This window comes from Flavobacterium sp. B167r (genome assembly GCF_056824315.1).
The window spans coordinates 4,401,017-4,416,084 of the sequence record NZ_CP124859.1; the positions used below are offsets into that span (position 1 = coordinate 4,401,017).

The 15,068-nt window shown below is 35.8% G+C and carries 6 protein-coding genes; 1 reads left to right on the top strand and 5 read right to left on the bottom strand.

Annotation, left to right across the window (positions count from 1 at the left end; all coding sequences use genetic code 11):
• Positions 1-109: 109 nt before the first annotated feature.
• Positions 110-628: a hypothetical protein gene (locus tag QLQ96_RS19365; RefSeq protein ID WP_482492623.1), complete on the top strand. Its 519-nt coding sequence runs from the start codon at positions 110-112 to the stop codon at positions 626-628.
• 140 nt (positions 629-768) lie between these two features.
• Here QLQ96_RS19365 and QLQ96_RS19370 read toward each other — a convergent pair whose 3' ends face one another.
• The 5 genes from QLQ96_RS19370 to QLQ96_RS19390 all read right to left on the bottom strand — a co-directional run bounded on the left by QLQ96_RS19370 (position 769) and on the right by QLQ96_RS19390 (position 14,819).
• Positions 769-3,639 (bottom strand): carbohydrate-binding protein, encoded by a 2,871-nt coding sequence (locus QLQ96_RS19370; protein ID WP_482492624.1) that lies wholly within the window; start codon positions 3,637-3,639, stop codon positions 769-771.
• Positions 3,640-3,779: 140 nt separating this feature from the next.
• Positions 3,780-5,405 (bottom strand): glycosyl hydrolase family 18 protein, encoded by a 1,626-nt coding sequence (locus tag QLQ96_RS19375; RefSeq protein WP_482492626.1) that lies wholly within the window; start codon positions 5,403-5,405, stop codon positions 3,780-3,782.
• 100 nt (positions 5,406-5,505) lie between these two features.
• Positions 5,506-8,154 (bottom strand): beta-1,3-glucanase family protein, encoded by a 2,649-nt coding sequence (locus QLQ96_RS19380; protein WP_482492628.1) that lies wholly within the window; start codon positions 8,152-8,154, stop codon positions 5,506-5,508.
• 127 nt (positions 8,155-8,281) lie between these two features.
• Positions 8,282-11,674: a family 16 glycosylhydrolase gene (locus tag QLQ96_RS19385; protein WP_482492630.1), complete on the bottom strand. Its 3,393-nt coding sequence runs from the start codon at positions 11,672-11,674 to the stop codon at positions 8,282-8,284.
• 217 nt (positions 11,675-11,891) lie between these two features.
• Positions 11,892-14,819 carry a triple tyrosine motif-containing protein gene (locus tag QLQ96_RS19390; RefSeq protein ID WP_482492632.1) on the bottom strand — a complete coding sequence of 976 codons (2,928 nt, stop codon included), beginning with the start codon at positions 14,817-14,819 and terminating at the stop codon, positions 11,892-11,894.
• Between the last annotated feature and the right edge of the window lie 249 nt (positions 14,820-15,068).

The following is a 15,068-nucleotide window of genomic DNA, read 5'->3' on the forward strand; positions in this document are numbered from 1 at the left end:
TTGTCTAAATTGAGTGCACGAGCAGGATGCTCGCGCTAGCGGGGGGATTTCGGTACTACAATTTATAAATCAACAACTTTTAGTTTTAAAAATAGTTCACAGGTAATTTATGAAAAATAATCTCATTATATGTTTTTGCTTTTTTATCAACTTCATTTGTGCCCAGAATATCATAATCGAAAAAAAAATAGAACCTTGCAGAATTTCAATTAATGATTCTATAAGTATTTTCAAAATACATGAAAATATAAAAAACATAGATATTGATATTCTTATTCAAACCGAAGATGTAATTACTCAAAAATGTTTAAATCAAAAAATCGAAGAGGAAATTAAAAAAGAAATATCTATAAATCAGAATTCTTTGATTAAAGTCAATTATAAAATAATTAAGAATCTTAATATTTCAGATTTCAAGAATTTAATTCCAAACAAAATTAGCGTTATAGAAAAAAGAAAATATAAGGTTCTAATTTTTGAGGCATTTAACTTTTCGTATTCAACTATTGGAAATGGGTACGTGAATTTATGTTTTAAAATTGATAAAAAAGGGTCAATTCAAGCGACAAAAATCATTGATTCTAAATTGGCAATGAAAAAAAGAAATTATTATACCTTATTCAAATAATTTAAGAAGGTAAGTAATGTTCCAAGCATGACAAACTTTTTAGATAAGAAAACAAAAGAAGGCTGTCTAAAAAAGACAGCCTTCTTATTACATTAAAAAACCTAAAATTTAATGTATCTAAAACCATTATGGCAAATGGGTTATTTTTTAATAAAACGTCTAATGGTTTGTTTGCCGTTTTTCTCAAAAACAATGAAATAAACTCCTTGTCTTAAATTCGAAACATTCAAACTATTGTCGTTTATTTTCTGTGATGCAACTGTAGATCCAGTTTGAGAATCGACAATTTTTAAACTACCTCCAGAAACATCATTCGTAAAAAACAATGTTTCTGAAACTGGGTTTGGATATACATTTAGAACCGCATCATTTCCTATTTCTTCTTCAATTGCTGTAGAAGCAACTGGTGATCCCGCTCCTACTTTTGTAATTCGAATCCAGTTGATGTTCATTCCAGTATTCTGAATGTAAATTCCGAAATTGTACGTTCCTGCATTTACGTTTACCGTTTGTGTAACAGTCTGCCAATTCTGCCATCCTCCTGTATTCGGAATATCAACGTTACCTAGAATGATCGTTCCTCCGTTTAAATCAGATGACAATCTTCCGCCAGTAACGCCACTTGCAACACGATATTCGATTAAATACGAACCTGTTGTAGGGAAATTAATATTGTTGTAAGCCAGCCAGTCACCAGTTTCGGTATAACCAACATTAGAACCTCCGCCAGTGTCTGTAGTTGGCTCAACTTGTATTCCGCTCATTGCTGAGTAATCTTCAGCCTGAATTAAAGTCGATGTTTGCGATGTTGTCGTAGCAATCAGTTTCCATTGTCCGCAAGTCTGATTGTTGTTGTCCCATTGCTGTACAATAGCTCCAGAAGTGGTGCTTGCTCCTGCAACCTCAACAATTCTTCCGCTATGACGGGCAACAATTTTATAGAATCCGTCTCTAGTTGAAACTAAGATAAATTGCTGATTTGTTGTTCCGTTATACGGATATTGTTCAACTCGCGTACCGTTTGCTTTATTAAAACCATTCACATCCATTGACTGTCCGCTATGATTGGCAATAATCTTATACATTCCGTCTCCTAAATGTGTAAACGTAAATTTTTGATTGTTTCCAGAAGTAAGACCACCCTGATTTATTCCTGAACCATTTGTCATGCTCGCATTCCAAACATCCATATACAAACCGCTATTTCTATTTTGAAGAAAGAAAGTCTGGTTTCCTAGAGTTGCAGTTCCATTGGCAATAACTCGAATTGAACTTACTTTATCATTCCAAGTGGTATTCAAACAAGTATTATCAGAATTGATAACAGTTGAAGCTCCTGTAAAATTATCATCTTGGTATAAAATTGCCTGATAACCTTGAGTAATTCTTAGTGAAGAAATATCATCATTTAAAACTCCTAAAGAATTTAAACGAGCTAGATTGTAATCTCCAATTGTTAATCCGCCTGAGAATCCTGTGTAATTACAATCCTTGTAAACGGTAATCACATCTGTCGACGGACTGACATTTCCTGCTGGCGGAATTGTTCCTGTAATCGAATAACTTCCGATAGAACCATAAGCCGAATAACCTCCGCTTCCAGCATTTCCTGCTCCCGTTCCATCAACTCCGATGAAATATTTTCCGGCAGGAAGATTCACATTCATAGAAGCATTCAAAGCAAACGGATCAGAATTCCAATATGTTCCCATTTCTACACCAGACGAATTAAATAATCTAATTAATAAATGCAGATTTCCGTCTCTTGAAACTGTATTTGCATTGATTGAAACGTTACCTCCTCCGGTTGTAAATGTGAAGAAATCATAATCTGCTTCGCTAGAGATAATTCCGTTTTTCTGATTGATTTGTCCGCTTGCATTATAATCTAAAGTTGCGGCAGAAGCTGTGTTGTTTCCGTAATCATCACCGCGATATCCAACTCCAAATTTAGCACTTGCAATAATTGCTACATCATCTTGTTTGTTGTTAGCATTATTGTATTCGCCTTTACTCCATTGCACAACAGGTCTGTAATATCCAGCACCCATAATTGGCGCCCAAGAAGTTCCGTCTAAACCTAAGAAATAATCTTCGGCTGGACTTGTGCGTCCATCGTGACCAAGATCAAAAGTATGCCCGACTTCGTGTGAAGAAGCATCTCCCCCCGATTTTCCAGAAGTGATAAATACCCAACACGGAACATCATTATCCCAGTTAAATGAGCCAATATACGCCACCCCACCTGCGCCCGGAGCAGCAGTATTTGTTGGTGTAACTACAACGCGCATTCTTCTATTTTTTGGATACGAATTAAAAACCGCTTCGTTCGTAGTGACATTCACATTAAATGGACGATAATCTTCTGAAACTACTTCCCAGTGCTGTTGTACCGCAGCATCATTCATTCCTGAAGATGCTGCATTAATTGCGTTTCCGTTGTTCCAAAGATTTCCTGCTGGCATATAGTAGCCGTCAAAATCCAACATTACACAACCAGCAGCTCCTGGTAAACTTTGTAAATCTAATAATGCTGGTGCAACTTCTGCTGCTGCAGTTGTTTTAGAAGTTGTATTCTCTTTTGTTGGGACATTTTTGTAATCAATACAAACTAAAGTGTTGATATCTACTTTTTCTACAAAAGCATTTCCTTGAGCATCCGAAAAATATTTGTAAGCTTCTCTAGTTTTCTTCAACAAAATATGACCCTCCAAAGACTTTTCTTTCACTTTAATATAAAAAGATGATTCTTCGATATTTTTAATTTCTCCGATTAAAAATTCGCTTGTAGCGTTCGATTCTTTGTAATTTATTTTTCCGTTGAAATTTGAATTTTCTGCCTGAAGTAAAATTGTTTTTTCGATACTTTTTGAAGTGGCTGAAGAAGTCAATTCTTTCTTTAAAGTATTCATAAAAGACTTGCTCGATCCTAGTGAAGTTTGTGCAAATGCAAAGCTTCCAAAAATTAAAAATACGAGCAGACTTAAATTAAACCTGTAATTGTTTTTCATATGATTTGGGGTGAAAGGGTTACGAAACTATTTATTGTATGATTAACCGCAAAGCACGCAAAGACAATCGCAAGGCACGCAAAGTATTAAATAAGCTTTGCGAACCTTGCGCAAAACTTTGCGCCTTTGCGGTTAAGTAACTATTTCTTAATAAAACGTCTCACCGTTTTGATTCCATTTTTTTCAACTGAAATCAAGTAAATTCCAGTTTTTAAAGTCGAAACATCTACGCTGTTATTATTCACAGTTTGAGAAGAAACAGTTGCACCTCCTTCAGTATTGATGATATTTACATTTCCGCCAGAAACTTCTGCAGTAAAAAAGATTTCGCTTTCTGTTGGGTTTGGATAAATTTCTAAACTTGCAATAGATTGGTCAGTAGCTGGCGCAGCTGATTTTGCCGTTGAACCCGATTTTGTAATTCTAAACCAGTTGATATTAAAACCTGTATTTTGAACATAGATTCCGAAGTTATACGTTCCTGCATTTACGTTTACGGTTTGCGTAATTGTTTGCCAGTTTTGCCATCCTCCCGTATTTGGAACATTTATAGCGCCAAGCTGAATCGTTCCTGCACTTAAATCAGATGATAATCTTCCGCCTGTAACAGCACTTGCAACACGATATTCGATTTGGTAAGAACCAGAAGTTGGGAAATTAATGTTATAATATGCCATCCAATCGCCTGTGTCACAATAGCCAACATTTAATCCGCCTCCTGTATCGGTTGTTGCTTCGGTTTGAACACCGCTCATGGCGTTATAATTTTCTGCTTGAATTAAAGTTCCCGTTGCTGGCGGATTACTTCCTGTAATAACTTGATTTACGGCATTTAATAATGATTTTGTGCCTGTTGCATCTTGAGACAATTCCCAAATCATAACTCCCGCTGCATTCTGGATTGCAAAAGTTGTTTTTTGTTTGATAGTCGGAATTCCGTTGTAATAAATCGTGTTTCCAACTTGATCTAAATTTTCAGCTCCTGGATATTGCGCTACGATATTCGCATAAGAAATTCCCTGATTAGCAGAAGCTCCAAAACCGTATCCGTAAAACGGAAGTCCAATTACGGCTTTACTTGCAGGCAATCCTCTTCCTGTCCAGTAATTAAACTGATTTACGGCCATACTGTAAGGAGAATGCTGTCCAGGATTTCCAGGTGCCCAAGGCCCTGTTGCATCATAAGCCATAATATTAATCCAGTCGTAAGCTGCAAAAGTAGATGAAGGCACATTTGCACCACCATATCCTTCTGAAAGTGCTGCTGAAATCAATTTTCCATTGGCATGTAATTTATTCGCTAAAGCAATCACAAATCCTCCATAATCTCCATTAATCGCTGGGCCTTCTAAATCGACATCGACTCCGTCAAAATTATGAGCGATAACATAATCGTAAATTTTCTGAATGAAAGCCGTTCTGTTTGCTGGCGTTATCAGATTAAAATAATTGTCACGAATTGCTCCTCCTTCAGAAACTGAACCTCCTCCAAGAGAAACAAAAACTTTTACATTTTGTGCATGCGCCGCATTTATAATCGTATTGCTTCCTGAATTAAAACTCAAATATCCGTTTGCATCAGGATTTTCGAAAGCAATATTAATATGCGTTAATTTATTGTACTGAACAGTGCTTGAAAAAGCATTTAAATCAATCCAATTTGGGATATAAGCGATTACCTTTTTTTGGGCAATACTCAAATTGAAAACTCCTAATACCAAAATGATCGTCCATTTTAGTGGCATTCTTTTGTAATTGTTTTTCATAATATTCAATTTTCAATAGTTAATAGTAGGGGTTAATTATTGCGTTAAAGTAGCCTTGAACAATTCTCATGAAATGTTCAAGGCTGTACTTCTTTTGAAATTATTTTTTAATAAAACGTTTCACTGTTTTTCCTCCATCTTTATGGAAAACAACAAAATAGATTCCAGTTCTAAGACGTGAAACATCAATACTGTTGTTATTGATTTTTTGCTCAGAAACCAATGCTCCAGTCTGATCTATAATGCTTACTTTTTCTCCGCTTACCGATTTTGTAACGAAAAGAGTGCTTTCTGCCGGACTTGGATAAACATTTAATTCTGTTGCAGTTGTTTCTTCCTCAACTGTTTCAACAGCAGCCATTTTAGCTGTTCCTGCAACTTTTGTAATTTTAATCCAGTTGATATTCATTCCAGTATTCTGAATGTAGATTCCGAAATTATACGTTCCTGCATTTACGTTTACAGTCTGAGAAACCGTTTGCCAGTTTTGCCATCCTCCTGTGTTTGGAATATCAACATTTCCTAAAGGAATCGCTCCTGCATTTAAATCAGAAGATAATTTTCCTCCGGTAACACCGCTTGCTACTCGATATTCGATCAAATAAGAACCCGTTGTTGGGAAATTAATATTGTTATATGCCAACCAATCACCAGTTTCTGTGTAACCTACGTTTGAACCTCCACCAGTATCTGTAGTTGCTTCAACTTGAATGCCGCTCATTGAAGAGTAATCTTCTGCTTGAATTAAAACGGAACTTTGAGAAGTTGTAGTTGGAACTAATTTCCATTGTCCGCAAGTTTGGTTGTTGTTATCCCATTGCTGTACAATTGCTCCAGAAGCTGTGCTTGCTCCCGCAACTTCAACGATTCTTCCGCTGTGACGGGCAACAATTTTATAATAACCATCTCCAGTTGAAACCAAAATGAACTGCTGATTTGTAGTTGCATTGTAAGGATATTGCTCTACTCGCGCACCATTAGCTTTATTGAAGTTATTAACGTCCATTGACATGCCGCTGTGGTTGGCAATGATTTTATACATTCCGTCTCCTAAATGTGTAAACGTAAATTTCTGGTTGTTTGCTGAATTGAGAGCGCCTTGATTAATTCCTGCTCCGTTTGCTGTACTTGCATTCCAAACATCCATATACAAACCGCTATTTCTATTTTGAAGGAAGAAAGTCTGATTGCCTAAAGTGGTTGTTCCGTTTGCAATAATTCTAATCGAACTTACTTTATCGTTCCAAGTGGTATTCAAGCAAGTATTATCAGAGTTGATTACGGTTGAAGCTCCTGTAAAATTATCATCTTGATATAAAATCGCTTGATAACCCTGAGTGATTTTTAGTGAAGAAATATCATCATTTAAAACGCCTAAAGAATTCAAACGAGCTAAATTGTAATCTCCAATTGTCAATCCGCCAGAGAAACCTGTGTAGTTGCAATCTTTGTAAACAGTAATTACATCTGTTGAAGCTGGGACTGAAGGCGTTAATCCTGCATAACCTCCAAATGTTGCGATAACTTTTGTTGGCTGTGGCGAATGAAGAGATGGCGACTGATCAGCAACATCATCATAAGCAAATCCGTAAGCTAAATTATCAAAATTGATTCCTGGTAAATGCCAAAATTTAGAATAATGATTCGTTGGATTTACTTGATAAAACTTAGAAGCATCGTACCAATTTTGCTCACCTGGATTTGCAGTTGTAGTATTCACAACGTGACGGTTAATTGCAGCCGTTAATTGCGCTTGAATCACAAGATCTAAATCTCCATCAACCAGTCTTCTGTCCAAAACACCTTTTCCTTCAAGCGCTTCTTGAGTTGTTGGTCGGTTTTGAACACGTCCTGTTCTTCCAACAAAACCACCAGATTGTCCAACCATTTCTAGTTGTTCTCCAATCACTCTACCTTTAAAAACTCCTGCATCTCCTGCGTAGAAAATCAAATCTTCATTTTTGTATTTATTCCAAATTGCATCGATGTATGATTTCAAATAGTTTGCATATTGCCCTGATCCTTCGGCGTAAGCTGCAGTTTTAGAAGGTGCTGTAATTTCGCCTGTTGCATCGTTTACACAACCTTGAAATTCTGCTGGAACATTTGCTTTAAAAGCGGCCACAATATCAGCGTGTTTTTTCAAATCACCCACTTTCTTTTGGTAACCGTTAGCGCCAAACAACTCCAATCCCATTGGATATTTGTATGAATCGACTCTTGTTGGATTTCCGAAGAAACCATATTGATTATTCGTCAATTCGATCATTTCATACAAAATTCCTTGATTTGGGTCTGTTGCATTCTGCGGATTTGGCGACGCATATCCTGAAGGAGCTCCGTTGGCGCCAAAAAAGTAAAAATACAATTGTGATCCTTTAGAAATAAAAACTCTACATCCAGCAATTAAAGGTAGCGTAAAGGTTTTATTTGGAATTTCACTCAATTTCGTAAAACATGCCGCATACTTAGAATTTTGTCCAGGACCTGTGTTTCCACCGTAAGTTGGCCCAGTAACTGTATTGTAAGAAGCGTTCATTGGCAAAACCTGACTCGTTTTGGCATTTACCCAAACGTGGTTTCCTGTGGTATAATCGATACCGACAATGGCAACATATAATTCGCTGTCTGCAAACGTCGAATTATTACTAATCGTAAAAGGTACAGGCCCTTGAGCATGTATCAGGCTTGAAAACACTAAAAAAAGTGTGGTCAAAAACGAAAATCTTTGAAGTCTAATTTTATTCATATCTAAATAATTTTGGGGTTACGTAAATAAATTTTAAACCAAAGCCATTTTCAAATGAATGACTAAATAAATCCGTCAGATGCAACTGGTATGCCCTCCTTGAATTGCACCCGACAGATTCAAAAAATTATTTCTTAATCAGCTTTTTAGTCCAGCTTTTTTGATCTGACTTGAAGTTCAAAATGTAAATTCCTCTGCGAAGTCTACTTACATCAATGACGCTTTCGTTTCCTTGAGGTTTATTTTGCAAAATCAAAGCTCCAGCGTTATCATAAATCGTAATGACTTTATTATCTAAGTTTTCAGGAGATGAAACTCGAACATAATTCGTTGTCGGATTTGGATATACGGCAAAAAGAACTTCTTCAGCTTGAGGTTCTTCTTCAACATTCAAAGCCATTTTAGCACTTAAAGTCGTTGCCGAACCATAAGCTTCAATTTCAAATAATGAATATCCGTAAGGCGCCAAAGCTTTTGTATTACATAAAATTCGAAGGTATCTTCCTGTTCCGCTTACCGTTAAATCATCTGTTCCTCCGTCTGAGGCCATTTGATTGCTTACGGTTTCATTTTCTGTGAAAGCAGTATCTGTCGAAAGCTGCACTTTGTATTGCGTTGCATAAGCGGCTTCCCATTTTAAAACCACTCTGTTGATGTTGTAATTACTTCCTAAATCAACATAAATCCATTCTGTGGCATTCGCAAAAGAACTCGCCCATCTTGTGCCTGCATTTCCGTCTGTTGCTTGATTTGCAGTAAATGTGGTGTTTTCTAATGTCGAAGCTATCGCTGTTTTATTTAAAGCTAAATTCACAGTCGGATTCGGATTTTCTGTCGAAACTAAATTTAAAGCTCTCAGATTATCAAAATAATAAGTGTTTCCAGAATTTGTTCCAGGTTCAAACAAGAAAACAAAACGGTTTACATCACTATCTGCAGTTGAAGCGTCTGGTGAACTTGCATACGTAAAAGTTACGGTGTGCCAAGCATTCGTTTGTTTTACAACTCCTTGATAAATACTGTGTCTTCCAACAGGATAATTGGACGGAATCGAAGCACTGCTTTCTGCCTGCCAAGAAATTACTGTTCCAACTGGCGCAGAAGTATAAACGTCCATCGCGAACTTTTTAACTCCGCCTTTAAAATCTCCAATATTATTTATTGTTGTATTGAATGAAAAATTATCATACAACTCAGTCGACTTACGAACGTATTTTCCAACGTTTGAAGAAGTATTAATTCCGCTTGCATTTGGATTTGCTGTGTTTGGCGTGTAAGTTCCAATTGCATCTCTAAACGTAATATTGTGAATCGTTTGATAATCTTCATAAATTACACCTTGAGTAAAAGTGTCTGGAAGTTTAGTAGAACCAAATCTAATATTATCAAAATAGTAGGTATCGCTAGTATAAGAACCAGAATTAAACAATAAAACCATTTGATTTACTGCCAAGTTTGAAGTTCCCGCATCTGGACTAGAATTATAGTAAAAAGTCAGCGTTTCCCATTGATTTTGTTTGGTTGTAATCGCTACGTAATTACTATTTCTTCCTGTCGGATAATTAGCTGGAAGCGAAGTTGCACTGTTTTCTAAATTCAAACTTATCACTGTTCCTATTGGCGCAGAAGTATACACGTCAATCATAATTTTATTCGTCTGATTTTTCAATAAACCAGCATCTTCTATTGTGCTTTGCGTGTTGAAGAAAAGTACGTCGTATTGCTCAGATGCATTTCGAACGTATCTCGCCACATTCGCGGAAGCGTTAACCGAATTAGTTCCCGGATTTGCCACAACAGAATAAGTTCCCGTTGTAGTTCCTTTTATAATTTTATTTACGCCATCGTAATTTTGAAGAATGTCAGTCGCAATAATTGGTTTTTCTGGCGTCGCTTTTGTCAACAAATTATCGAAATAATAAGTCGCTCCAGAATTCGAATTCGACTCAAAAAGAAGCACTACATTATTAATTGACAAAGCGCTTGTATTTGGATCGATTACTTTTTCAAATTCAAATTCGATCGTTTCCCACTTGTTTTGAACTGTCGTTGTTGCTTTAAATCCACTATGTCTTCCTGACGGATAATTCGTTGCAGTCGTAACATTACTGTTTTCTAATTGCATCGAAATTTTAGTTCCAACTGGCGCAGAAGTATAGATGTCAAACGAAAGTCTTTTTCTTCCGTAAACATAATCGTTCGCATTTGTAATGGTTACGTTTCTAATGTTTAAAACATCATACAATTCACTTGAATTTCGAACGTATTTCCCAACCAAAGCGGAAGTGTTAATTCCCGTAGCAGAAGGATTCGCGACAGCTTCTGTCAAAACTCCCGTTTTTACTGGGTACAATACATTTCGATTACTTTGAAAATCCTCATGTATTTTTTCAACTGGCAATGCTGGTTCGGTCGTAACTGCCAATTTGTAGTTCCCAACATTACAACCTGAAACTGTTGCAGCTACAGAAACATCTCCTCCAGAAGTTCCCCAATTTACCGTTATCGAATTTGTTCCCTGCCCTGATGCAATTGTTGCTCCCGCTGGAACAGTCCAGTTGTAGGTAGCCCCCGAAATTGCATTTAAAGAATAGGTTTTACTAGTTTCATTTTGGTACACTTTGCTATCGCCTGTTACCGCATATTTAAAACTCCCATCGTAAACACGAACATAATCGACTTGTAATTTTGCTGGAAAATCAGCAGGAACTGGCTCTACTCCTACACCATTTACTCGCGTGTAAGGCGTTCCATAGCTTCCAACTGCGAGATTCAAAATAATATAAAAATTGCTGTCATTAAAAGGCCATCCGCTGTTTACCGTCATGTTTGGCGTTGCGGTGTGAAACAAAACATCGTCAACAAACCATTTGATAATATTTGGTCCCCATTCTACAGCATAAACATGAAAATCTGATGATAAATCAATTGAAGAACTGTAACTTCTTCCTGTAAATTGATAACCTCCGCCATCATAATGAATCGTTCCATCTATAGATTTCGGATTTCTATGTTTGGCTTCCATAATATCAATTTCTCCTGTAAAAGGCCAATTTCCGTTAACTGGAAGCATCCAGAAAGCTGGCCACGCGCCTTGAGCGTTAGAAAGTTTCATACGAGCTTCTACTCTTCCGTATTTTAAAGAATACTTTCCTTCTGTAGTCAGTTTTGACGAAGCGTAAGGCTGATCTGGAAACTGTGCATTTGGCGCATATTTCGCCTCAATATTTAAGTAACTATTCGTTCCTTCCTTTACAATTGTCGCTTGATTTGGGTCGTAGCGCTGTGCTTCAGCATTTCCAAATCCGCAGAGCGACGGACAGCCGTTTCCTGAGATACTTTGCCATTTGTTTAAATCTACCGTTGTGCCATTAAATTCATCAGACCAAATAAGTGTATTACATTGGGCTTGAGTTTTAAGAAATGGCAACAGTAAAAATAAAACTGCAACACATAATCGTTTAAAAAAATAAGAATTGCTTTTCGGTGGTCGGCCGAAAAAAAAGTCATTTTGCTTCATTTTAAATAAGTTTTTTAGTTAGTAATTGCTATTTCTTCAAAAATCTATTTTCTAAAAACAGATTGTATTTTCCGACAATAACAACGCAATATTAACTAAAAAATCAGGCAAGACTTACATTTTGGAGTACGGTTTGACTACGGTACTATTAAAAAATTGTAATAAATAGCCCATAAAAAACGTAAAACTACTTAGGATTTCATTTACAAGATAAAAATTAGAAATTGAGAATAAATTCGGTAATGTTGGTATCAGAAGGAAGCTGCAGTTTTTTGCGAATACGGTATCGCGTGTCTTCAACACCTCGAACAGAAATTCCTAAAAGCGGTGCAATTTCTTTTGTATTGAAGTTCATTCGAAGATACGCACACAATCGCATATCGCGTGGAGTCAGTTCTGGATAACTCGATTTTAATCGCTGCATAAAATTATCATGCAATTGATTGAAGATTTCCTCAAATTCGTTCCAATGCTTGTCTCCTTGTAATTCATGATCGATTAATTTATTGATTTTAGTCAGAAGACTGAAGTTCACATTCGGATCATTTTTCCTATCAATCTGACCGATTAATTCTTTTATTGAAAGCAAAATTTCATTTAAATGAATAAGATTCACAGTATTCGAAGCCACTTTAGCATTCTTAAGATTGATTGTGGTTTGAAGATTTTCACGCACAATCGCCATATTTTCTTGTTCTAATGCTAATTTCTGTTCGTTTAATTCTGCTCGATTTCGAAGCAATTCTTTCTCTTGATTGAGAATTAACTGTTCGCGATCGCTTTCTGCAACACCTTTTTGATATTTGATAATCGTATAAATTAAAACTCCGAAAAGCACTAAATACAAAATGTAAGCCCACGTAGTTCGATACCAAGGCGCTAGAACTTCAAATCGAAAAACCGCTTCTTCACTTACCACATCGTACATATTTTTTGCTCTTACATGAAAAACATACTCATTTTCAGGCAAATTGGTATATTCTTTCTCCGTCTGAAGGCTATAATCTGACCAAGTCGGTTCAAAACCTTCCAGCCAATATTCATATTTTGTAGCATCGGCATCATCAAAACAAAGCGATGCAAAAGAAAAATGAAGCGCATTATTTGAATAAGATAAAATAGTTGAAAACTTGTCCTTTACAGATCCCGCTTTATTCGGCAGCACATTATAACGACTAGAAAAAAGCAAACTATCTTTTGGGAAAATACATTTTACTTCCGAAATAACGGCTTTGTATTTCGCTTGATATTTCTTGTTTTTAATGGCGCTGTAATGAATCAACCCATCCTGAGTTCCGAAAAAAACATCGCCGCTTTGTGTTGTTTGAATGTTTTCAAAACCAGGAACATATAAATAGCGAAGTTTTCGAAAAGAAAGTTCCTCAATTTTATAACTTCTATTTTTCTGCTTGCTCATTTTTCCCGTATTTTCGCCAGAAACGTACCAAATATTATCCTGATTATCTGGTTTTAATAATCGAATATGATTTTCCAATCCAAGATATTTCTTGAAAACAGGATCTGGAATCATTTTTTTTGATGAAATATCTTGTCTGTAAACGCCTCTTGTTGTTCCAAATAAAATCTGATTATCAATTTTAAAAGCATTCAAAAACAAACTCGACGGAAAACCATTTTTATCATTATAAAACTGAAGGTCAATAACCGAATCAAATGTTGCGTTGAATTTAAGTTTGTAAATTCCTTTGTACCCGTGCGCAATCCAAATGTTTCCTTGTTTATCGGTTTCCATAATTCTGCTGCTTTCTGCAAAACCTTTTATTCGATGTTGAAAAAACCAAGAACCGTTTGTTTTTTTCAGCAAATACAATCCTGTATAACCACCAACAAGCAATAAATCAGGGTGATTCGGAATTAGAATTCCTTGCCAAGCACCGTCAATTTTAGCCAACGCTTTCGCGGAATTTCCGTTGATTTCGAATATTCCGTTTTTTTCAAAAGCCAATAACGAATTACCGAAGACGCCCACATTCCAAACATTTTCAGACATTCCGGAAACGTGCCGAAAGGTTACGTTTTCTCTTTTTCCGCTTTTATAAGCTTCCCAATTCAACCAAAACACGCCGTTGTCGGTACCTATATATAATTTGTTTTGATAAATCTGACTACAATAAATTTTGGTTTCAGAATTAGTTCCATCTATAATTTTGGATAAAGGAGACGAAATCTGAATCAGAGAAATTCCGCCTTTAAGCGTTACCCACAAATTGCCTTCTTTATCGATTTTAAAATTCGTCACATATTCATTCTGAAGTCCCATTTGTTTGTCAATATGCTGAATCAAATGTCCTTCACTATCTATAACTATCAGCCCTGATTGACGTGTCCCAATTCCAAAATAACCATCAGAAAGTTCAATTCCTGCCGAAATGTGATTTTGTTTCAGCAAAGGATCAACTTCGGTCACAAATGGCTTTAATTGATTTTCATTAAATAAAAAAAGTCCATTCTTTTGAGTTAATAATAAAAATCCGTTTTTGGTTTGAAAAATATTTCTAACCTGCAATCCAACAAACTTCTGGCCGTTTTCGACTGGGATTAATTCATCGCCTTTTAGCTTTAATAATCCTTTTTCATTGTCCGAAACATAGATTTCTTTTCCAACTTCAAATAAATCATCAAAAGTAGTTTTAGCATCTATCACTTTGATTGTATGATTTTTGTAAATAAAAATCCTTTCATAAGAGAAAAAAACTACTTCATTATTTCGAATTACAGTATGAAACACATCTCCAAAATTTCGAGCCGATTTAGGAAGCAGTTTGACTAAAGAAGTATATTGATATTGGCCATTTGGCAACTGAATCACAAATCCAAAATCGCCTTGAGCACCTAGATAAATTTTATCCTTTTCATCAATCGCCATCGAGCGCACCATGCTTCGGTTTTCTGGCTGTGTTACAATAGCCCAGCGAACACCATCAAATTGCATAATTCCAAAATGATTGGCAAAAAACATCATGCCTTTTGAGTCTTGCAAAACATCCCAATTCTCAGATGCCGCTTTATACATTTTTGGACTATAATTGGCTATAAAAGGAACTCCAATCTTTTTGATTTGGGAATTGATAATTGGAGAAAATAAAAGCGATAGAAGTAAAATTCTAATTTTAAATTTCATCATTCAATTTGTGTCTGTAGGTTAGTTTTTGTGATTTTGGGAAATCACAAGCTTATAAAACAACTCTTTGGGAAAAGCTATTTTCTAAGAAAATTCAAGCGTTATCCTAACAAACTATTACAAATTCATCATAAAAAGCTCACTAAAAAAACGAATGTACAAACTCAAATATAAGAAATTTAATTTTAGTGTAACAAATTACATTCAAATTAAAGAATTTGATAATGAGAAAATTGGACAATTAGATAATTA

Excerpts from the sequence above, each read along its gene's own strand:
- QLQ96_RS19385 (WP_482492630.1), bottom strand. The coding sequence starts at position 11,674 with ATGAAGCAAAATGACTTTTTTTTCGGCCGACCACCGAAAAGCAATTCT.
- QLQ96_RS19390 (WP_482492632.1), bottom strand. The coding sequence starts at position 14,819 with ATGATGAAATTTAAAATTAGAATTTTACTTCTATCGCTTTTATTTTCT.
- QLQ96_RS19365 (WP_482492623.1), top strand. The coding sequence starts at position 110 with ATGAAAAATAATCTCATTATATGTTTTTGCTTTTTTATCAACTTCATT.
- QLQ96_RS19375 (WP_482492626.1), bottom strand. The coding sequence starts at position 5,405 with ATGAAAAACAATTACAAAAGAATGCCACTAAAATGGACGATCATTTTG.
- QLQ96_RS19370 (WP_482492624.1), bottom strand. The coding sequence starts at position 3,639 with ATGAAAAACAATTACAGGTTTAATTTAAGTCTGCTCGTATTTTTAATT.
- QLQ96_RS19380 (WP_482492628.1), bottom strand. The coding sequence starts at position 8,154 with ATGAATAAAATTAGACTTCAAAGATTTTCGTTTTTGACCACACTTTTT.